This is a genomic window from Streptomyces sp. NPDC058195 (assembly GCF_042883525.1).
Classification (GTDB): domain Bacteria; phylum Actinomycetota; class Actinomycetes; order Streptomycetales; family Streptomycetaceae; genus Streptomyces.
In genome coordinates this window covers 197,358-217,126 of sequence record NZ_JBHVVM010000009.1, presented here as the reverse complement: position 1 = coordinate 217,126, position 19,769 = coordinate 197,358, and the positions used below count along the sequence as shown (strand labels likewise).

Annotated in this window: 16 protein-coding genes and 1 pseudogene; 10 read left to right on the top strand and 7 right to left on the bottom strand. The window is 72.8% G+C overall.

The features are described 5' to 3' along the window. Positions 1-241: 241 nt before the first annotated feature. Positions 242-1,141, bottom strand: a complete 900-nt coding sequence (locus ACFVWY_RS14575; RefSeq protein WP_389871366.1) for a LysR family transcriptional regulator — start codon at positions 1,139-1,141, stop codon at positions 242-244. A 172-nt stretch (positions 1,142-1,313) separates the two neighbouring features. Here ACFVWY_RS14575 and ACFVWY_RS14570 point away from each other — a divergent pair, with 172 nt between their 5' ends. The 8 genes from ACFVWY_RS14570 (at position 1,314) to ACFVWY_RS14535 (ending at position 12,023) form a co-directional block, all read left to right on the top strand. Beyond that, on the top strand, positions 1,314-2,264 hold the full coding sequence (locus ACFVWY_RS14570; RefSeq protein WP_389871363.1) for a DMT family transporter: 951 nt from the start codon (positions 1,314-1,316) through the stop codon (positions 2,262-2,264). Between the two features lie 137 nt (positions 2,265-2,401). Beyond that, positions 2,402-2,833, top strand: a complete 432-nt coding sequence (locus ACFVWY_RS14565; RefSeq protein ID WP_389871360.1) for a DUF3592 domain-containing protein — start codon at positions 2,402-2,404, stop codon at positions 2,831-2,833. A 128-nt stretch (positions 2,834-2,961) separates the two neighbouring features. Next, the gene (locus ACFVWY_RS14560) at positions 2,962-3,768 is read left to right on the top strand and encodes a TIGR03084 family metal-binding protein (protein WP_389871358.1); all 807 of its coding nucleotides are present in this window, start codon (positions 2,962-2,964) and stop codon (positions 3,766-3,768) included. Beyond that, the gene (locus ACFVWY_RS14555) at positions 3,765-5,555 is read left to right on the top strand and encodes an acyclic terpene utilization AtuA family protein (protein WP_389871355.1); all 1,791 of its coding nucleotides are present in this window, start codon (positions 3,765-3,767) and stop codon (positions 5,553-5,555) included. The genes ACFVWY_RS14560 and ACFVWY_RS14555 overlap by 4 nt, the downstream gene beginning before the upstream one ends. Further along, complete coding sequence (locus ACFVWY_RS14550) at positions 5,552-7,150, top strand: acyl-CoA carboxylase subunit beta (protein ID WP_389871352.1); 1,599 nt, start codon at positions 5,552-5,554, stop codon at positions 7,148-7,150. The genes ACFVWY_RS14555 and ACFVWY_RS14550 overlap by 4 nt, the downstream gene beginning before the upstream one ends. An 8-nt stretch (positions 7,151-7,158) precedes the next feature. Then, the gene (locus ACFVWY_RS14545) at positions 7,159-9,201 is read left to right on the top strand and encodes a biotin carboxylase N-terminal domain-containing protein (protein WP_389871349.1); all 2,043 of its coding nucleotides are present in this window, start codon (positions 7,159-7,161) and stop codon (positions 9,199-9,201) included. Then, positions 9,198-10,379: an acyl-CoA dehydrogenase family protein gene (locus ACFVWY_RS14540; RefSeq protein ID WP_389871347.1), complete on the top strand. Its 1,182-nt coding sequence runs from the start codon at positions 9,198-9,200 to the stop codon at positions 10,377-10,379. The genes ACFVWY_RS14545 and ACFVWY_RS14540 overlap by 4 nt, the downstream gene beginning before the upstream one ends. 36 nt (positions 10,380-10,415) lie before the next feature. Beyond that, positions 10,416-12,023 (top strand): 4-coumarate--CoA ligase family protein, encoded by a 1,608-nt coding sequence (locus tag ACFVWY_RS14535; protein ID WP_389871344.1) that lies wholly within the window; start codon positions 10,416-10,418, stop codon positions 12,021-12,023. A gap of 2 nt (positions 12,024-12,025) precedes the next feature. On the opposite strand, the gene ACFVWY_RS14530 is transcribed toward ACFVWY_RS14535, so the two are convergent. Beyond that, positions 12,026-12,685 (bottom strand): class I SAM-dependent methyltransferase, encoded by a 660-nt coding sequence (locus ACFVWY_RS14530; protein ID WP_389871341.1) that lies wholly within the window; start codon positions 12,683-12,685, stop codon positions 12,026-12,028. A gap of 227 nt (positions 12,686-12,912) precedes the next feature. Next, positions 12,913-13,104, bottom strand: a pseudogene (locus tag ACFVWY_RS14525) (ATP-binding protein); the annotation flags it as partial. 231 nt (positions 13,105-13,335) lie between these two features. Here ACFVWY_RS14525 and ACFVWY_RS14520 point away from each other — a divergent pair. After that, complete coding sequence (locus ACFVWY_RS14520; RefSeq protein WP_389871338.1) at positions 13,336-13,857, top strand: GNAT family N-acetyltransferase; 522 nt, start codon at positions 13,336-13,338, stop codon at positions 13,855-13,857. A 44-nt stretch (positions 13,858-13,901) separates the two neighbouring features. Here ACFVWY_RS14520 and ACFVWY_RS14515 read toward each other — a convergent pair whose 3' ends face one another. The 3 genes from ACFVWY_RS14515 to ACFVWY_RS14505 form a co-directional block, all read right to left on the bottom strand. Then, positions 13,902-14,489, bottom strand: coding sequence for a DinB family protein (locus ACFVWY_RS14515; RefSeq protein ID WP_389871336.1), 588 nt, complete (start codon positions 14,487-14,489; stop codon positions 13,902-13,904). Between the two features lie 791 nt (positions 14,490-15,280). Then, on the bottom strand, positions 15,281-15,544 hold the full coding sequence (locus tag ACFVWY_RS14510) for a hypothetical protein (RefSeq protein WP_389871333.1): 264 nt from the start codon (positions 15,542-15,544) through the stop codon (positions 15,281-15,283). A gap of 103 nt (positions 15,545-15,647) precedes the next feature. Then, positions 15,648-17,540: a right-handed parallel beta-helix repeat-containing protein gene (locus ACFVWY_RS14505; protein ID WP_389871331.1), complete on the bottom strand. Its 1,893-nt coding sequence runs from the start codon at positions 17,538-17,540 to the stop codon at positions 15,648-15,650. A 198-nt stretch (positions 17,541-17,738) separates the two neighbouring features. On the opposite strand from ACFVWY_RS14505, the gene ACFVWY_RS14500 reads away from it, so the two are divergent. Further along, positions 17,739-18,269, top strand: coding sequence for a GNAT family N-acetyltransferase (locus ACFVWY_RS14500; RefSeq protein WP_389871328.1), 531 nt, complete (start codon positions 17,739-17,741; stop codon positions 18,267-18,269). A 40-nt stretch (positions 18,270-18,309) separates the two neighbouring features. On the opposite strand, the gene ACFVWY_RS14495 is transcribed toward ACFVWY_RS14500, so the two are convergent. Continuing rightward, entirely contained in the window at positions 18,310-19,704 is a 1,395-nt protein-coding gene (locus tag ACFVWY_RS14495; protein ID WP_389871325.1) for a caspase domain-containing protein, read from the bottom strand. Positions 19,705-19,769 lie beyond the last annotated feature (65 nt).

Genomic DNA, 19,769 nt, shown 5'->3' with positions numbered 1-19,769 from the left:
CTGCTCATTCCGCGGACCGCTCATCTCCGGACCGTTCATCCCGCGGACCGCTCACCTCCGGACCGTTCATCCCGCGGACCGCTCACCTCCGGACCGCTCATCCCCCGGAGGCTCGACCGGCCTTGCGGCGGTGGCTTCGCGCCCCCGCGCCGGAACGGGGCGGACAACCGCCGGGCGTCCCGTCCGCCGTGCCGGCAGGAGTGCGCCGGGCCGGGCGCACCCGAGGGGTGAGACGTGTTCCTCAGCCGGTGGTGCGGTCGGCCACCACCTCGTGGGCCAGGGCGAGCAGGGCGGGCAGGGCCGGGTGGCCGGGGGTGTCGCGGTGGGCGAGGAGGACGGGGACGGGCGGGGCGTCGGTGAGGCGGCGGTAGGTGACGCCCGGGTGCGGGTGCATGGAGGCGGTGGAGGCGGCGGAGACACCGACCCCGCGCCCGGCCGCGATGGCGGTGAGCCAGTCGTCGGTGTTGGCGACCGTGAGCGTCGCGGCGGGCCGCCCGCCCGGGGGCCACAGTTCGACGGTGGTGGTGCCGGAGACGGTGTTGAGGACGACGGTCTCGCCCGCCAGATCGGCGAGCCGGAGCGTGGTGCGGGCGGCGAGCGGGCCGTCCGAGGCGACCGCGGCCACCCGGTTCTCCTCGAACAGCACCTCGGCCACGAGTCCGGGCGCCTCGACCGGCCCCCGCAGCAGCGCCGCGTCGACCTCGCCGCGGGTGAGCCCGGCGGTGCGGTCGTCGATCCGCAGCAGTTCCAGCGGGGTCCGCGGGTACCGCTCCTGCCAGCGGCGCAGCAGCGGTGTGGTGTACGGGCCGAACGCCGACCAGGCGTGCCCGAGCCGCAGCGGCCAGCGGCGCAGCCCGCCGGAGTCCAGCGCCTCGTCGAAGGCGGCGACCGCGGCGGCGGCCTTGTCCCGGAAGACGACGCCCTCGGGGGTGAGGGCGAGATGGTGGGTGGACCGGTCGACGAGCCGGGTGCCGAGATGCCGCTCCAGGGCGGCGAGGGTGCGCGAGACCGCGGGCTGGGTGAGGCGGAGGCGCGCGGCGGCGCGGGTGACGTTGCCCTCGTCCGCCACGGCGAGGAAGGCGCGCAGATGCCGTACCTCGATGCCGCGGCCGGTGCTTTCCCCGGAACGTCCGATGCTCATGCGCGCGGAGCATAACCGGCAGTCGGCTGACATTTCACGTGGCACGCGGAGGTACCTACCGTAAGAGGACGTACCGAAGGAACGGGGGCAGGGGCCGGGGTACGGAGAAGTGCAGTATCTTCGATTGACGAGTGCAGTGGAATGCACTCACGAGGCAGGAGGAACACCGCAGGTGAACGACCAGCGCAGTGCGGCGGGTGCCGCAGCCGTCGCCGTACCCGAGGCGGTCGCCGTCCCGGGCGGTGCCGCGGGCCCCAGGGGGCGGGGCGCGGCGCTCGCCCCCGTCGCGCTGGTGGTCGCGGGCGGGCTCTCCGTCCAGTTCGGCTCCGCCGTCGCGGTGCTGCTGATGCCGAGGGCCGGTGCGTTCGGTGTCGTCACCCTGCGCCTGGCCGTGGCCGCGCTGGTGATGCTGATCGTCTGCCGCCCGAACGTACGCGGTTACACGCGCGCCGACTGGGGCACGGTCCTGGCCTTCGGCCTGGCCATGGGCGGCATGAACACGCTCTTCTACCAGGCCGCTGACCGCATCCCGCTGGGCGCGGCGGTCACCCTGGAGGTGCTGGGGCCGCTCGCCCTCTCGGTGGTGGCCTCCCGCCGCCTGGCCAATCTGGTGTGGGCGGGCCTCGCGCTGGGCGGTGTCGTGCTGCTGAGCGGCGGCGGCTTCGACCGCCTCGATCCGGTCGGCGCCGCCTGCGCGCTCGGCGCGGGCGCCATGTGGGCGACGTACATCGTCTTCAGCGCCCGCACCGGGCGCCGCTTCCCCCAGGCGGACGGCCTGGCCCTGGCCCTCGTCGTCGCCGCGCTCCTCTCGCTGCCCCTGGGCCTCATGGAGTCCGGCTCGAAACTGCTGGTCCCGTCCACGCTGGGGCTGGGCGCGATGGTGGCGCTGCTGAGCTCCGTGCTTCCGTACACCCTCGAACTCATGGCGCTGCGCCGCCTGCCCGCCCCCACCTTCGCGATCCTGATGAGCCTGGAACCGGCGATCGCGGCCGCGGCCGGATTCCTTGTCCTCGACCAGGCCCTGTCGACCACCGACGCACTGGCGATCGCCCTGGTGATCGGGGCCAGCATGGGCGCGGTACGCAGCCAGACGCGGCGCGTGAGATCCCGCGAGCGCGCCTGACGGACGGGCCGGCGTCCGGGCGGGCCCGTCCGCTTCCCCGCGGGCCCGCTGACGGACGTGCGGCGGGCTCTTGTCGGGTCTGGTGCGCGCGCGGGACCATGGCGGACCGTCACACGTGATCACGCCCGGGGAGTGCCATGATCGCCATAGCCGTCGTCTATTTCGTCCTCTCCGTCGGCGCGTCCGTGATGTTCGCGAGGGGCATGGACCGCAGTCTCGACGGTCCCCGGCTCCGCGCGCTGTGGGCCGAGGGCCTCACCGCCCAGGCCCGCTGCGTCGTCGTTCGCCTTGAGGAGGCACAGGACGCCGAGGGCGGCTTCGTCACGCACCGCCACCCCACCCTGGAGTTCCGCGCCGAAGACGGCCGCACCGTCACCTTCGAGGCGCCCGCCCCGCGCGTCCCCCTGGCCGTGGGGGACACCGTGACCGTCCGCTACAGCGCGGCCGACCCGGAGAACGCGACCATCCGGGTCCAGTCCTTCTTCATCCGCCACGCCAAGGCCGTGGTCATCTGCGCGGGCAGCGTCTTTGCCCTGGCCACGGCGTCCGCCATCGCCTTCGTGCCCTGAGCCCGGGGCTCATCGCGTACGCACTGCGGCGCGAACCCGTGCGCGTAAATCATGCAAGCATGCTTGCTTGTTTATGGGTCCGCTGTCATGCTCCTGGGCACACCGCCACGCCCTGAGGGGAGCGCACCGTGTCCCAAGTCGCAGCCGTGATCGGCGATCTGCGCGACGAGAGCGAGCAACTCGACGAGCTGGTCGGCGGGCTGAGCCCCGGCCGCTGGTCCGCGCCGACCCCCGCCCCCGGCTGGGACATCGCCCGGCAGATCGCTCATCTCACCTGGACCGACGAGGTCGCGGTGCTGGCCGCCACCGATGCCGGTGCCTTCGCGGCGGAGGTGGACCGGGCCGCGGAGGCGCCCGGCGCCTTCGTCGACCGGGGCGCCGAGGAGATCGCCGCCGCCCACACCCCGCAGACCCTCCTCGCGCGCTGGCGCGAAGGACGGGAGCGGCTGGCGGCGGTGCTGCGGGACGCCCCGGCGGGCACCCGCATCCCCTGGTACGGGCCGCCGATGAGCGTCGCGTCCATGGCGACCGCCCGGCTCATGGAGACCTGGGCGCACGGCCAGGACATCGCCGACGCCCTCGGCGTCGTCCGGCCCCCCACCCCCCGGCTCCGCCACGTCGCCCGGATCGGGGTGCGGGCCCGCGACTACGCCTATCTCGTGCGGGGACTGGCGGCACCCGGTGAGGAGTTCCGGGTCGAGCTGGACGCGCCCGACGGCACCACCGTCGCCTTCGGCCCCGAGGACGCGGCGCAGCGCGTGACCGGGCCGCTCCTCGACTTCTGCCTGCTCGTCACGCAGCGCGCGCACCGCGACGACCTCGCCGTCCGGGCGGCCGGACCCGACGCCGACCGCTGGCTCGGCATCGCCCAGGCCTTCGCGGGACCGCCCGGCCAGGGCCGGGAGCGCCGGGTGCGCCAGGAGGACGGCGCATGACCGGCGCGCCGATACCGGCCGACGCGCCGCGCGCCCCCCGCGTCCTGCGCATCGGCAATGCCTCCGGCTTCTACGGGGACCGCTTCGACGCCCTGCGCGAGATGCTCACCGGCGGCCCGCTCGACGTCCTCACCGGGGACTACCTGGCCGAGCTGACCATGCTCATCCTCGGCCGGAGCAGGCTCAAGGACCCGGGCCGGGGCTACGCCACCACCTTCCTGCGCCAGCTGGAGGAGGGCCTCGGGCTCGCCCATGAGCGCGGTGTGAAGATCGTCGCCAACGCGGGCGGGCTCAACCCGGCCGGACTGGCCGACGCCGTGCGGGAACTGGCGGACAAGGCCGGCGTCCCGGTGCGCGTCGCCCACGTCGAGGGCGACAGCCTCCCCGTGCCGGAGGGCTTCCTCACCGCCAACGCCTACCTCGGCGGCGGCGGGATCGCCGCCTGCCTCACCGCGGGCGCCGACATCGTCGTCACCGGGCGGGTCACCGACGCGGCGCTCGTCACCGGGCCCGCCGCCGCCCGCTTCGGCTGGGGCCCCGACGACCTGGACGCCCTCGCCGGGGCCGTCGTCGCCGGACACGTACTGGAGTGCGGCACCCAGGCCACCGGCGGGAACTACTCCTTCTTCCGGGGCCACGACCTGCGCCGCCCCGGCTTCCCCGTCGCCGAGATCCACGCCGACGGCTCGTCCGTCATCACCAAGCACGACGGCACCGGCGGTGTCGTCGACCTCGGGACCGTCACCGCCCAGCTGCTGTACGAGACCTCCGGCGCCCGCTACGCCGGGCCGGACGTCACCGCCCGGCTCGACACCGTACGGCTCAGCCAGGACGGGCCCGACCGCGTCAGGATCTCCGGGGTGCGCGGCGAGGCCCCGCCGCCCACCCTCAAGGTCGGGCTGAACCGGCTCGGCGGCTGGCGCAACGAGGTCGTCTTCGTGCTCACCGGCCTCGATGTCGAGGACAAGGAACGGCTGGTACGGGAACAGTTCGCCGACGCCCTCGACCGCTCCGGCACCCGGCCCCAGGAGGTGCGCTGGGAGCTGGTCCGCTCCGACCGGGCCGACGCCGACACCGAGGAGACCGCCAGCGCCCTGCTCCGGCTCGTCGTCCGCGACCCCGACCCCGAGACCGTCGGCCGGGCCGTCTCCGGCGCCGCGATCGAGCTGGCCCTCGGCAGCTACCCCGGCTTCCACGTCACCGCCCCGCCCGGAAAGGGCACGCCGTACGGGGTGTTCGAGGCCCGGTACGTACCGGCGGGCGAGGTCCCCCACCTGGCCGTCCTGCCCGACGGGCGCCGCGTGACCGTGCCGCCCCCGGCGACGGCCCGGCCACTGCGGGACGCCGGTGAACCCGCGCTGCCCGCCCCCCTCGCCGACCCCGGCCCCACCCGCCCCGCCCCGCTCGGCCGGATCGCGGGGGCCCGCAGCGGCGACAAGGGCGGGGACGCCAACGTGGGGGTCTGGGCCGTCGACGAGGACGCCTGGCGGTGGCTGGCCCACGAACTGACCGTCGACCGCTTCCGGGAGCTGCTCCCGGAGACCGCACCGCTCACCGTCGTACGCCATGTCCTGCCGAACCTCCGCGCGCTGAACTTCACCGTGCACGGGCTGCTCGGCGAGGGCGTCGCCGCCCAGCACCGCTTCGACCCGCAGGCCAAGGCGGTGGGGGAGTGGCTGCGCTCCCGGCACCTGCTCATCCCCGTATCGCTGCTGGAGGCCGCCCAGGCGCGGGCGGCCTCCCCGGCTGGCGGGACCGCCCACATACCACCGGAGGCGCACGCATGACCGTCCTGCCCACCGCGCTCGACACCGCGAGCCCCGAGTACGCCGCCAACCGCGCGGCGATGCTCGCGAAACTCGACGAGCTGGCCGCCGAGCACACCAAGGCGCAGGCGGGCGGCGGCGAGAAGTACGTGGCCCGCCACCGCGCCCGCGGAAAACTCCTGGCCCGCGAACGCATCGAGCTGCTGATCGACGAGGACACCCCGTTCCTCGAACTGTCCCCGCTCGCCGCCTGGGGCAGCGACTACGCCGTCGGCGCCTCCCTCGTCACCGGGATCGGGGTGATCGAGGGCGTGGAGTGCCTGATCACCGCCAACGACCCGACCGTGCGCGGCGGCGCCTCGAACCCCTGGACCCTGAAGAAGGCCCTGCGCGCCAACGAGATCGCCTTCGCCAACCGGCTGCCCTGCGTCAGCCTGGTGGAGTCGGGAGGCGCCGATCTGCCGTCCCAGAAGGAGATCTTCATCCCCGGCGGGGCCCTCTTCCGCGACCTCACCCGGCTCTCCGCCGCCGGGATCCCCACCGTCGCCGTCGTCTTCGGCAACTCCACCGCGGGCGGCGCGTACGTCCCCGGCATGTCCGACCACACCGTCATGATCAAGGAGCGGTCCAAGGTCTTCCTCGGCGGACCGCCCCTGGTGAAGATGGCCACCGGTGAGGAGAGCGACGACGAATCGCTCGGCGGCGCCGAGATGCACGCCCGCACCTCCGGCCTCGCCGACCACTACGCCGTCGACGAGCAGGACGCGCTGCGCCAGGCCCGCCGCATCGTCGCCCGCCTCAACTGGCGCAAGGCGCACGCCGATCCCGGCCCCGCCGCACCGCCGAAGTACGACGAGGACGAGCTGACCGGCATCGTGCCCGGCGACCTCAAGGTGCCCTTCGACCCCCGCGAGGTCATCGCCCGGATCGTCGACGGCTCCGGCTTCGACGCGTTCAAACCGCTCTACGGGCCCAGCCTGGTCACCGGCTGGGCCACGCTGCACGGCTATCCGGTCGGCATCCTCGCCAACGCGCAGGGCGTGCTGTTCAGCGAGGAGTCGCAGAAGGCCGCCCAGTTCATCCAGCTCGCCAACCAGCGCGACATCCCGCTGCTCTTCCTGCACAACACCACCGGCTACATGGTCGGCAAGGAGTACGAACAGGGCGGCATCATCAAGCACGGCGCGATGATGATCAACGCGGTGTCCAACTCGAAGGTCCCCCACCTCTCCGTGCTGATGGGGGCCTCGTACGGCGCCGGGCACTACGGCATGTGCGGCCGGGCCTACGACCCGCGCTTCCTCTTCGCCTGGCCGAGCAGCAAGTCCGCCGTCATGGGGCCGCAGCAGCTCGCCGGGGTGCTCTCCCTCGTCGCCCGCGCCTCCGCCGCCGCCAAGGGACAGCCCTACGACGACGAGGCCGACGCGGCCCTGCGCGCCATGGTCGAGCAGCAGATCGAGTCCGAGTCCCTGCCGATGTTCCTCTCCGGGCGGCTGTACGACGACGGGGTCATCGACCCCCGCGACACCAGGACCGTCCTCGGGATGTGCCTGTCCGCGATCCACACCGCCCCGGTCGAAGGTGCCCGCGGCGGCTTCGGCATCTTCCGGATGTGAGGACGACCATGATCAGCACCCTGCTCGTCGCCAACCGGGGCGAGATCGCCTGCCGGATCTTCCGGACCTGCCGGGAGCTCGGCATCGCCACCGTCGCCGTGTACTCCGACGCGGACGCCGACGCCCTCCACGTACGGGAGGCCGACACCGCCGTACGGCTGCCCGGCACCGCCCCCGCCGACACCTACCTCCGCGGCGAGCTCGTCGTACGCGCCGCACTCGACGCGGGGGCCGACGCCGTCCACCCCGGCTACGGCTTCCTCTCCGAGAACGCCGGATTCGCCCGCGCCGTCCAGGACGCCGGGCTCCTCTGGGTGGGCCCTCCCCCCAAGGCCGTCGAGCTCATGGCCTCCAAGACCCGCGCCAAGGACCTCATGGCCGCCGCCGGGGTGCCACTGCTCGCCCCCGTCGACCCCGGCCGGGCCACCGCCGGGGATCTGCCGCTGCTCCTCAAGGCGGCGGCGGGCGGCGGCGGGCGCGGCATGCGCATCGTCCGCGAACTCGGCGCACTCCCCGGAGAGCTGACGGCGGCGCGGGCCGAGGCCGCCGCCGCGTTCGGGGACGGCGAGGTCTTCGCCGAGCCGTACGTGGAACGCGGGCGGCACGTCGAGGTCCAGATCATGGCCGACGCGCACGGCGGGGTCTGGGCGCTCGGCACCCGCGACTGCTCCCTCCAGCGCCGCCACCAGAAGGTCGTCGAGGAGGCCCCCGCGCCCGGCCTCGACGACGCCCTGCGCACCCGGCTGCACGACGCCGCCACGGCCGCCGCCCACGCGGTCGGCTACCGGGGTGCGGGCACCGTGGAATTCCTCCTCGCCGCCGACGGGCGCCCGTACTTCCTGGAGATGAACACCCGCCTCCAGGTCGAACACCCCGTCACCGAGGCCGTCTTCGGGATCGACCTCGTCGCCCTGCAACTCCGCGTCGCCGAGGGCGAACCCCTCCCCGCGGCCGGGCCCCCCAAGCCGCACGGCCACGCCGTGGAGGCCCGCCTCTACGCCGAGGACCCCGCCCGCGACTGGCAGCCCCAGACCGGCACCCTGCACACCCTTCGCGTGCCCGGCGGCCCCGGCGTCCGGCTCGACACCGGGTACGCGGACGGCGACACCATCGGCGTGCACTACGACCCGATGATCGCCAAGGTCGTCGCGCACGCCGCCACCCGCGCGGAAGCCGTGCGCCTGCTCGCCCGCACCCTGGAACGTGCCCGCGTCCACGGCCCCGTCACCAACCGGGAACTGCTCGTCCGCTCGCTGCGCCACCCCGACTTCCTCGCCGCCCGCATCGACACCGGCTTCTACGACCGCCACCTGACCGCCCTCACGACGGCCCCCGACGGCCCCGGACCCCGCCGCGCCGCCCTGGCCGTGGCCCTCGCCGACGCCGCCGCCCGCCGACGGGGGGCAGGGCCCGCTCCCGTACGCCTCGGCGCCTGGCGCAATCTCCCCGCGCCGCCGCGCACCAAGCGCTACCGCCTCGAACCCGGCGGTGCCGAACACGAGGCCGCCTACCGCACCACCCGCACCGGCCCCGTTCCCGAGAGCGGCGAACGCGTCCTCGCCGCCGCCCCGCAGCGCGTCAGCTTCGAAACCGACGGCCTCACGCACCATTTCGACATCGCCGTCCACCAGGGCACCGCGTACGTGGACACCGCCACCGGCTCGTACACCCTCACCCCCCTGCCCCGCTTCACCGACCCCACCGACCGCGCCGAACCCGGTTCCCTGCTCGCCCCCATGCCCGGCACCGTCGTCCGCCTCGCCGAGGGCCTCGCGCCCGGGGTCCGGGTCGAGGCCGGGCAGCCGCTGATCTGGCTGGAGGCGATGAAGATGGAACACCGCGTCCTCGCCCCCGCCTCCGGCACCCTCGCCGCACTCCACGCCGCCCCCGGTCTCCAGGTGGAGGTCGGCACCCTGCTCGCAGTCGTCACCGAACCCTCAGACGCCGATCCCTCGGACCCCGAACCCTCGGACCCCGAACCCTCGGACCCCGAATCCGCAGGCCACAGGCCCGCGGGCCACGGACCCGCACAGACGGAGGAGAACGCATGAGCACCGCCGCCAGCACGTCAAGCACCGTCCTCGAATCCGAGGAACAGCAGGCCCTGCGCACCGCCGTCGCCGCCCTCGGCAAGCGCTACGGCCGCGACTACATGACCTCCGTCGTCCGCGAAGGCGCCCACCCGAGCGCACTGTGGGCCGACGCCGCCAAGCTGGGCTACCTCGGGGTCAACCTGCCCGAGGAGTACGGCGGCGGAGGCGGCGGCATGGCCGAACTCTCCATCGTCCTGGAAGAGCTGGGGGCGGCGGGCAGCCCGCTCCTGATGATGGTGGTCTCCCCGGCGATCTGCGGCACCGTCATCGCCCGCTTCGGCACCGCGGCCCAGAAGCGGCAGTGGCTCCCCGGCCTCGCCGACGGCAGCCTCACCATGGCCTTCGGCATCACCGAACCCGACGCCGGGTCCAACTCCCACCGCATCACCACCACCGCCCGCAGGGACGGCGAGGACTGGCTGCTCACCGGCCGCAAGGTCTTCGTCTCCGGCGTCGACATCGCCGACGCCACCCTCATCGTCGGCCGCACCGAGGACGCCCGGACAGGCACCCTCAAGCCCTGCCTGTTCATCGTCCCGCGCGAGGCGCCCGGCTTCGGCCGGTCACCGATCGACATGGAACTCCAGGCCCCGGAGAAGCAGTTCGAACTCGTCCTGGACGACGTACGCCTGCCCGCCGACGCGCTCGTCGGCGACGAGGACGCCGGACTCCTCCAGCTCTTCGCCGGACTCAACCCCGAACGCATCATGACGGCCGCCTTCGGCATCGGCATGGGCCGCTACGCCCTCGACCGGGCCGTCGACTACGCGAGGACCCGCCAGGTCTGGAAGCAGCCCATCGGCTCCCACCAGGCCATCGCCCACCCCCTCGCCCAGGCCCACATCGAGCTGGAACTGGCCCGGCTGATGATGCAGAAGGCCGCCCGGCTCTACGACGACGGCGACGACATCGGCGCGGGCGAGTCCGCCAACATGGCGAAGTACGCGGCCGGGGAAGCCTGCGTCAAGGCCGTCGACCAGGCCGTCCACACCCTCGGAGGCAACGGCCTCACCCGCGAGTACGGCCTCGCCTCCCTGATCACCGCGGCCCGGGTCGCCCGCATCGCCCCGGTCAGCCGGGAAATGATCCTGAACTACGTCTCCCACCAGTCCCTGGGCCTCCCCAAGTCGTACTGACCCGCCCCGCCCCGCCGTCTCCCGGAAGGGACCGCCATGGTGCACGTGTTCCGCAGCGACTACCCCGACGTACCGCCGCTCGACCAGCCCCTGCACGACGCGGTCCTGGGCCGGGCCACCGCCGACTTCGGTGACACCGTGGCCCTGATCGACGGGACGGACGACACCTCCGCCCTCACCTACCGGCAACTCGACACCTACCACCGCCGCATCGCCGCCGGACTCGCCGAGGCCGGACTCCGCAAGGGCGACGTACTCGCCCTGCACAGCCCCAACACCATCGCCTACCCGGCGGTCTTCCTCGGCGCGAGCCGGGCCGGGGCCACCGTCACCACCGTCCACCCGCTCGCCACGGCGGCGGAGTTCGCCCAGCAGCTCCGCGACTCCGCCGCCCGCTGGATCGTCACCGTCTCCCCGCTCCTGCCCACCGCGCTGGACGCCGCCGCCCGCGCCGGAGGCATCGAGCGGATCTACGTCTGCGACCGGGCCGAAGGACACCCCTGCGTACTCGACCTGCTCACCACCACCGCGCCCGAACCGGCCCTCACCTTCGACCCCGCCGAAGACATCGCGGCCCTCCCGTACTCGTCCGGCACCACCGGCGCTCCCAAGGGCGTCATGCTCACCCACCGCTCCATCGCCACCAACCTGGAACAGCTGCGCCCCTTCATCCCCATGGGCCCCGGCGCCCGCATCCTCGCCGTCCTCCCCTTTTTCCACATCTACGGCCTCACCGCCCTGATGAACGCCCCGCTGAGGACGGGCGCCACCGTCGTCGTCCTGCCCCGCTTCGACCTCGACCAGTTCCTCGCCGCCGTCGAGAAGCACCGGATCACCGGCCTGTACGTGGCCCCGCCGATCGTTCTCGCCCTCGCCAAGCACCCCGCGGTCGACCGTTACGACCTCTCCTCGCTGGAGTACGTCGTCAGCGCCGCCGCCCCGCTGGACGCCGCCCTCGCCGCCGACTGCTCCGCGCGCCTCGGCCTGCCGCCGGTCCGCCAGGCGTACGGGATGACGGAGCTCTCGCCCGGCACCCACGTCGTCCCGCTCTCCGCCGAGAACCCGCCTCCCGGCGCGGTCGGCAAGCTGCTGCCCAGTACGGAGATGCGCATCGTCCCCCTCTCCTCCTCACCCTCCTCCCCGGCGGAGGGCGAGATCCTCATCCGGGGCCCGCAGGTGATGAAGGGCTACCTGGGCCGTCCCGAGGCCACCACCGCCATGATCGACGCCGACGGCTGGCTGCACACCGGGGACGTCGGGTACGCCGACGAGGACGGCTGGCTCTTCGTCGTCGACCGGGTGAAGGAACTGATCAAGTACAAGGGCTACCAGGTCGCCCCCGCCGAACTCGAAGCCCTTCTGCTCACCCACCCGTCCATCGCCGACGCCGCCGTCATCGGCGTACACGACGACGAGGGCAACGAGATCCCCACGGCGTACGTGGTCCGCCAGCCCACCGCCCCCGGTCTCACCGCCGAGGAGGTCATGGCGTACGTCGCCGGGCGCGTCGCCCCGTACAAGAAGATCCGCCGCACCGAGTTCATCGACGCCGTCCCCCGCGCCGCCTCCGGCAAGATCCTCCGCCGCGAACTCCGCGGTCCGCGGCCCCGGAGCGGCCCGGTCGGCGAGCACCCGGGGCCCTGAGCTCAGGGCCGTTCCGGCCTGCGGGCGAGGAAGGTGGCGAAGGTCCGCTCGGCCCCTTCGCGGGGCTCCTCCACCAGGCGCGCGGTGAGGACGAACCCGGCCCGCTTCAGGAGTCCGGCGAGCCGGTCGGGCGGCAGCAGGTAGGACGCGTAGGACACCGGATGACCGCCGTACGCCTGCGTGGGACGCAGATGCTGGCCGGTCCCCACGTGCCCGGCCAGCATCAGATGCCCGCCGGGCGCGAGCGTGCGGTGGAACTCGCCGAACACCACGGGCAGCAGCTCCGGTGGTGTGTGATGGGTGGAGTAGTACGCGAGGACGCCCCCGAGTACGCCGTTCCCGATCGGGAGCGAGGTCATCGAACCGACGCCGAAGCCCAGCCCGGGGTGGGCGTCGCGGGCCAGCCCGGTCATGGCGGGCGACAGGTCGATGCCGAACGCGGACACCCCCCGCGCGGCGAGGTACGCCGTGACCTTGCCGGGCCCGCACCCCAGGTCGGCCACGGGCCCGAGGCCGTCGGCCCGCACCGTCTCCGCGAAGACGTCCAGCATCCCCCGCGACAACGGATCCAACTCCGCCGGAGGCTTGACACGTTCGAAATAGGCGGAGGCGACGGTGTCGTACGACTCCCGGACGGCGGCGAGGTAGGAGAGCTCGGGCATGCGGGCGACCATATCGCTCCGGCCGTGGACCGTGAGTTCGTTCAGCCGGTTTCCGGGAAGCGGGACAAAGCCGGGCCCAACAGACCACGACAGAGCGGGAGATCGGGCAGATCTCTGCTCGCTTCACGGCATCGAGGTGTTCGATTGCGGCAGAGCTGTACGCACGACGGCGGCGAGGCGCCCCGGGGTCTCTCTCACTCCGGGGCGCCCCGCTCCCGGCCGGACGGTCATCTGGGCCGTAGGACCTCCGCCCAGACGAACGTGCCGAGGGGTCGGACCCCGAAGCCCCACCGCGTCGGGCACAGCGCGTCGAGGATGACCAGACCGCGCCCGCGCGTGCGTTCGTGGTTGCGGTCGTCGGACATGAACCGGTGGCGAGGCATACGGCGCACGGGGTCGTGCACCTCGACGCGGGTTCGTCCGCGGCCGGCTCGGGTTGTGCGGGGGCGTGGCCGTGCGCCGGACCGCGTCGGTGGCGGTCGACGTGGGGACAGGCCCGTGCGCGTACCTGCTAGAGTCCCCGCCAGTAGTGAGCCTTCCCGGCCTGGATGTGTCATCCGCCGGGGAGGCTTTTTTCGTGCCCGGAGCCCCGGTGCCGCCGATCCAGGGGTACGGGTCTCGCCGGTTGTCCATCCCAGCGAAGGAGCCCCGTGCCGGACGTATCGATTCGCCCCGCAGGCGTCACCGACCTCCCCGTAGTGGAGCGGCTGTGGCTGATGTTCCGTCATGACATGTCGGAGTTCGATGCCCTGCTGCCCCAGGTCGACGGAACCTTCCGCAGCGACCGGCTCCATCTGGCCTTCTCCGAGGCCGGCTGGGCGCCGTACCTCTTCATGAGCGGTGACCGCCCCGCCGGGTTCGCGTTCGTGCGCGGTCTGACCGGACCGGCGTGCGTGCTGAACAGCTTCTTCGTGGTGCGCGGTGCACGACGGACGGGGATCGGGCTGCGTGCTGTCCAGGAGGTCGTGGCCAGGCACCCGGGCCCGTGGGAGATCGCGTTCCAGGACGCCAACGCCGGCGCGGTGCGGTTCTGGCGCCGAGTTGCCACGGCGATTGCGGGCGAGGCGTGGACGGAGGAGCGCAGACCGGTCCCGGGGCGGTCCGAGCTGCCTCCCGACGTCTGGATCTCGTTCGACTCGACCGACGTCGCCGACGTCGGCTCGTCGGGGTGATCCCTCATGGAGCCCCCGCGCGGCCGCATCCCGGGAAGCCGGGGTCAGCCGGCCTCGACCGGTGCGGCCGACCTGGCGGCCTGCTCGACCCTCGCCCAGTGGGCCGCACGGGCTTCCGTGTCGGCCTGATTCTCGAGGTCGGCGCGCAACCCGGTCCGGCCGTCGAGGCCCTCGCGCAGGATGTCGGCGTGTCCGGCATGCCGGGTGGACTCGCCGAGGACATGGGCCATGACGCTGAACAGGTTCGTGTTGGGACGGGATCCCGGCCACCACGGCACATGGCCGGGGGCGTCGACCGGCAGCTCGCTGATCGTCGCGTCCGAGTGCTCCCAGGTGCGCCGGTAGAACGCGATGATCTGATCGCGGGTCTCGTCCTCGGCCGCCCACTGGTCGCCACCGTCGTAGTCCTGCCACCGGCACAGTGGTTCCGGGGAAGGGCGGTCGAAGACCTCGCCGAAGTACCTGGCCTCGACGGTGGCCACGTGCTTGACCAGGCCGAGGAGGCTGGTCGCGGTCGCCGTCAAAGGCCGGCGGGCGTCGTACTCGGACAAGTCGTCGAGTTTCCAGAGCAGCGTCTCGCGGACCCGCCGCAGCCCCTCGTGCAGGTAGTCCTTCGCGAATTCGTCGATCATGCGGCACGAGCCTGCCACGGGCCGGGCGTGGTCTCAATCCGTGCGGACGCCGCGGGACTTCGCGAAGGACCGCCCTGACCAGCCGAAGCCGGTGCGAAAGGCCGAGCGGCGCCGGTGGCGTCAGTGACGGCTCGTAGGATGCGCTGTTGTCCACGAGGAGGTTCCATGGGCTTTTCCGGCCATCTGGTCTTTGCGTGCAGTGAGCGCCCGCTACTGGAAGCCCCTCTGTTCGGCGGCGGCGATCCAGGGCTGGGGGACTATGTGCACGAGTGGCAACCGCGACCGGGTGGCTGGCAGACCCTGCAAGGGGGAGGGGCGGACCCTCCGGCCCGAGCCCCGTGGCCGGAGTAGACCGGGTTCCGAGATGCACGTCCCTGTGGGACGCGATCGGACTGCCCCTGGTCCGTCGGTGTCTCCGCCGCCGACACCCACGACGGCCAGGGCCTGAAAGCCCATGGTGGCGGTCTTGGATCGAGACATGACACCTACCGCGGCTGGTGCTTCAGACCCGGCGGAGTCCACGCCGTCACGGCATACGACATGCCTGGCCCGCGGAGATGGCCCTGCGAGAAACGGATCGGCCTCCGCGTCGCCCGCGAGGGAATCGAATCCGGTGAACGGTTCGGACGACGGAGGCCGGACGTCGAATGCGGGATGTGGTGGCTGACCGGCTACCGCCGACCAGGCCACCGCCACGAATGCCACCTCGGGAACTACCCGACCTTCCTCGGCCTCGCCGACACCCTCTGCGGCGACGAGCGTCTCCTTCGATTTCCCGCAAAGGGCACGGTCTACGCGGGGCTGTCGTCGTCGGCGGTGGGGAGTGTCGTGTGGCCCGCGCTCCAGTGGTTCACCCAGCCGCACAGCGGGCAGGCGTAGCGGCCGTCCACGCCGTACACCTCGTGGCCGCAGCGGCGGCAGTTCGTACGGGTGATCTCGCCGCGCGGCACGGAAGAAGTCCCGGGACCGGGGCCGGAGTTGGAGCCGGGGTCGGCGCAGGGCTCGGGATCGGGCTCGGGATCGGTTCTGTGCTCGGGCTCGGGATGCCGGGTCATGTTCGGAGGCTACTCCCCGGGACCGTCCGTCCCGGGATCCGTCCGGGCCGTGCCGATGGACCCGCGGGGCCCGGACAGGGCGGGAAGGAGGACGGAGCCCCGGTCAGACGCGGTTCTGGCCGGGGCCGACGGTGCCCCCGGACCAGTCGAGCGCGGCGCCGGAGCCGTTGACGACCAGGGCGGTGGCATCCGTCCAGCTGTTCCCGCTCAGGTCGTTGCCCGCGATGACGGCGCCGGTCGCGGTCGCGGCGGCCGTGACCCCGTTCACCGTCGCCCCGCCGCCCCTGCGGACCTTGTTGCCGGTGACGGTGCAGCGCACCGCGCCGTCCGAGAGCCGGATGCCGGCCGAGGCCGCGGCCGTGATCTGGTTGCCGGTGATCAGCGCGTCCCCCAGGGTGCCCACGAAGATGCCGTGGTTCGTCGTCGTGGTGTCGATGCTGTTTCCGCCGACCGTGGCCCCGGCGTGGTTCGTGACGTTGATGCCGTTCGACCCGGTGGCCCGGACCGTGTTGTCCGCGATCGTGGCCCCGCTTCCGGCCTGTACGAGGATGCCGGAGCCGCCGGTCGTGTCGATGCTGTTGCCGGTGATGCTCGGGGACGTGCAGGAGTCGGCGCGGATGCCGGTTCCGCCCGAGGCCCGCACCACGTTGTCCGCGATCTTGACGCCGGAGACCTGCGCGGTCGCGTATCCGAGGACCGTGATCCCCGAATCGGCGGCCGGGGCGTCGACGGTGTTGCCGGTGACGACCAGCGAATGCGGGGTGATCGGGAATCCGGCGGTGGCCGGGTTCGGGTGCGTGAGGCGGATGCCGGCCGCGCCCGTGCCGGTGATCACGTTGTCCGCGATGACCGAGCGCCGCCAGCAATACCCGTGCACGCCCTCGGCGCCCGCGCCCTCGACCCGGTTGCCGATGATCTGGATGCCGTCGAAGTACCGGCCCGCCGCGGCGGCGTGGGAGCCGACCGCGCGCCCGAACGGGCCGAGCCGGTCGGACGGGCCGAAGTAGCAGCCGGACACGACGATGTTGTTCGCCGTGGTGTCGTCGAAGTCGCCGATGGAGCTGGACCCGGCCTTGGCGATGTCGATCTGGACCGCCTCGGACGTGCCCCGGTTCTGCTCGGCCGTCGTGTCCTTGAACCCGAGGAAGCGGCAGTTGACCGCCCGGCCGCCGTCGATCGAGTTGAACTCCAGCGCGTGCGCCGCGCTGGTGTTGGTCACCGTCGCGTCCCGCACCGTGATGTCCCGGGCGTGGATGAAGTTCAGTACGTCGGTCAGCGCGGTGACGGTGCCGGACGTGCCGTCGGCGGCGTTGCCGTCCCAGGTGCCGCCCAGGACGTTGATGCGGGAGTGCCCGCCGTAGCCCGCGAACGTCTCGTCCGGCAGGAAGTTGCGCAGGATGCCGGAGTTGCCGATCGCCCGGAGCGTCGCCCCGTAGGCGTAGACCGTGGTGTCGTCGAAGACGACCAGGAACGTGCCGATGCCGTACGTGCGCCCGGCGGGGACGACGACGGTGCCGCCCCCTGCGGCGTGGGCGGCGTCGAGCGCGGCCTGGACCGCCGGCCGGTCGTCCGCGACGCCGTCGCCCACCGCCCCCTCGACGACGAACAGACGGGCCGCGACGAAGTCGGCCGGCCCGGGGGAGGGGTCCGGCTGCGCGGGAACGGCCGGATACGCCGTGGCGGCCCTCGCCGGCACACCCGCCGCCAGCTCCCGGCCCTCCTGGCGCCAGCGCACCGGAGCCCCGGCGGCGTCCACGTACTCGTACTCGATCGCGGGTACGGCGCAGATGAACGCGGGGATCACCCCCGGCGCGGAGTGGCCGGCCGGGTTGCTGCGCAGCTGGCCGAGCGGAGTGACCCCGTCCATCCGGTAGAGCACGGTGACGAGTTCACCCGTTCCGGCTATCCGGACGAGCAGCGGATGGTCGGGAACGACGTCGCCGGTCCGCGTGGTGAGGACGTCGGTGGGGGCGCCGCCGAAGGTGTACAGGGACATGAGGGACCTCTCGATCGGGCGGGCAGGGATTGCCGTTGTCGGCCCACGTGGTGCCGATGCCGTCCTGCGGATACCACATGCCCTGTGCGGCGCCGCCCCACTCCGCACCGCCTTTGGCCGGGGCCGCCGGACCCGGCGAGTTGTTCGGACGGCCCGGCAGCCCCTGACCGGGGGAGCGCATGTGCCTACTTTTCCGCCATGGACGACCACACGCACGGCCTGCACATCCGGCAGGGCGGCCCGGCCGACGCACCGGCCATTCTCGCCATGCTCGACTCCGCGGTGGCCTGGATGAACACCCGTGGAAACACCGGGCAGTGGGGCACGAAGCCGTACTCCCGGATACCCAGCGCGGTGGCACGGATCGATCAGTACACGACCGAGAAGTTGCCGTTCGTCGCGGAGCTGGACGGAAAACCCGTCGGAGCCCTGGCACTGGGCTCCGGCCCCAGCCCGCAGACGCCGATGCCGCCGGCCGACGAGCCGGAGAGGTACGTCCGGCTGCTGGTCTCGCACCGGGAGTACGCCGGCCCGGGCATCGGGGCGGCGCTGCTGGCCCGTGCCGTGGAGGAGACCCGGCGGGCCGGTGCGGACCTGCTCCGGGTGGACTGCTGGGCGGGAGGCGGCGGTGAACTGGTCGCCTACTACGAGCGCACCGGCTTCACCCCCACCGACCGCTTCCTGTCCGGGACCTGGCCGGGGCAGGTGCTGGCCAGGAGGGTGGGCTGACCGTCGCCTCATGGCGGACGATCCGCCTCCGTGACGCGCGCTAGATCAGTTCGACGGCCGTGCGGAATCTCCGGTCGCGCTCGCGGAGCCACTGGCCGGACCGGCAGGACACGGGGCCGAAGCGGTCGATGGCGTCCTTGACCTCTTCCGGGGCGGCGCCGACGTCCTGGAGCTGGATTCCGGCGTAACGGATCCTTTTGAGAGAGCGCTGAATTCCGTTTCCGTACAGGGAAGAGGTGAGGAAGTTCTCCCGGAAGGGCTGCTCGAAGCCTTCGCTGATTCGGATGACCAGGACGTTGCCGGCCCTCCTGGTTCCCTGGTTCCTCTGCTCGTAGGAGTAGACGTCCAGGATCCCGAGGAAGGCGATCCACTCCCAGGGGATCACGACCGGGCGCCACCCGGGTTTTTTCATGGTCAGGGCGTCCCTGTCGATCGCCAGGGTGACGGAGCGTCCACGGGCGGTCTTCGCGAGCAGCCACACGACGGCCGCCAGGATCGCACCGGCAGGCAGGGCGAACGCCGTTTGCGGGATGAACGGATCCCGGAGCATCTCCCTCCCGGACCGAAGGAGAAGAGCGATCAGCCCGAGGACCATGACCGTGGTGACGGAGATCGTGAAGAGCGGGAACCGGGTGCGGCGGTGGACCTTCGCCGTGAACGCGGCTCTTCCGGAGGGCGGGCGGCTCTCACGGTCGTTCCTCCTGGCCGGCCCGTGTGTCAGGACGATGCCGCCGGTCGCGTTCACCGACTGCTTCTGCGGGCGTGGCAGGTGAGCGCGGTCCGCCTCGCGGACGACGTGGTCGTGGATCTGGTCGAGGGTGTGCGCCTCGGGCTGTGCGAGGGCGCTCAGCAGGGCGGCGGTGAAGGCGGTGTACCGGTCACCGGGCGGGGCGTACGAGGGGCTGTCCGCCGTGGTGGACGCGAGCGTGTAGGTGCCGCTCGGTCCGAGCTGGAGGGAGAGGAGATCCCGGGCGGTGGCCATGGCGCCCACCGCCTGGCCGGAGAAGCAGCAGTCCAGCACGAGCACCCTGGCCCTGGCGCGGGACCGTGACAGCTCCTTCATGAGGTTCTTGAGGGAGTAGGCGGTGAAGTCGGGGATCTCGGCTTCGCTGTCCGTGAGCGCCAGGTGGAGGTTGCCTTCCTCGTCGCGCAGGCCGTGTCCCGCGTAGTAGACCAGCAGCAGGTCGTCGGCCTCCTCCCCGACGGAGACGAGTGCGTCGTCGAGGCCCTTCGCGTCGACGGCCGTGTCGTGTCCACCGAGGACGTGGCAGTGCTCCGGGCGGATGCGGCCGCGTTCGCCGGAGAGGGCTTCCTTCAGGGAATCGAGGTTGTTGCGGACCGCTGGGAGCTGCGGCAGGCCGGTGTCCGAGTACTGCGACACGCCGATCAGCAGCACGCGGGACGTGTCCTCGTCCGGCTTCCAGGTTCCTGACATGGTTTCGGCCTTCCAACCGGTCGTCCGGACGATGCGACGGGGCGTCCTCCACCCTCACGGACCCG

Excerpts from the sequence above, each read along its gene's own strand:
- ACFVWY_RS14505 (WP_389871331.1), bottom strand. The coding sequence starts at position 17,540 with ATGTCCCTGTACACCTTCGGCGGCGCCCCCACCGACGTCCTCACCACG.
- ACFVWY_RS14535 (WP_389871344.1), top strand. The coding sequence starts at position 10,416 with ATGGTGCACGTGTTCCGCAGCGACTACCCCGACGTACCGCCGCTCGAC.
- ACFVWY_RS14500 (WP_389871328.1), top strand. The coding sequence starts at position 17,739 with ATGGACGACCACACGCACGGCCTGCACATCCGGCAGGGCGGCCCGGCC.
- ACFVWY_RS14545 (WP_389871349.1), top strand. The coding sequence starts at position 7,159 with ATGATCAGCACCCTGCTCGTCGCCAACCGGGGCGAGATCGCCTGCCGG.
- ACFVWY_RS14515 (WP_389871336.1), bottom strand. The coding sequence starts at position 14,489 with ATGATCGACGAATTCGCGAAGGACTACCTGCACGAGGGGCTGCGGCGG.
- ACFVWY_RS14495 (WP_389871325.1), bottom strand. The coding sequence starts at position 19,704 with ATGTCAGGAACCTGGAAGCCGGACGAGGACACGTCCCGCGTGCTGCTG.
- ACFVWY_RS14530 (WP_389871341.1), bottom strand. The coding sequence starts at position 12,685 with ATGCCCGAGCTCTCCTACCTCGCCGCCGTCCGGGAGTCGTACGACACC.
- ACFVWY_RS14575 (WP_389871366.1), bottom strand. The coding sequence starts at position 1,141 with ATGAGCATCGGACGTTCCGGGGAAAGCACCGGCCGCGGCATCGAGGTA.
- ACFVWY_RS14510 (WP_389871333.1), bottom strand. The coding sequence starts at position 15,544 with ATGACCCGGCATCCCGAGCCCGAGCACAGAACCGATCCCGAGCCCGAT.
- ACFVWY_RS14540 (WP_389871347.1), top strand. The coding sequence starts at position 9,198 with ATGAGCACCGCCGCCAGCACGTCAAGCACCGTCCTCGAATCCGAGGAA.
- ACFVWY_RS14555 (WP_389871355.1), top strand. The coding sequence starts at position 3,765 with ATGACCGGCGCGCCGATACCGGCCGACGCGCCGCGCGCCCCCCGCGTC.
- ACFVWY_RS14565 (WP_389871360.1), top strand. The coding sequence starts at position 2,402 with ATGATCGCCATAGCCGTCGTCTATTTCGTCCTCTCCGTCGGCGCGTCC.
- ACFVWY_RS14550 (WP_389871352.1), top strand. The coding sequence starts at position 5,552 with ATGACCGTCCTGCCCACCGCGCTCGACACCGCGAGCCCCGAGTACGCC.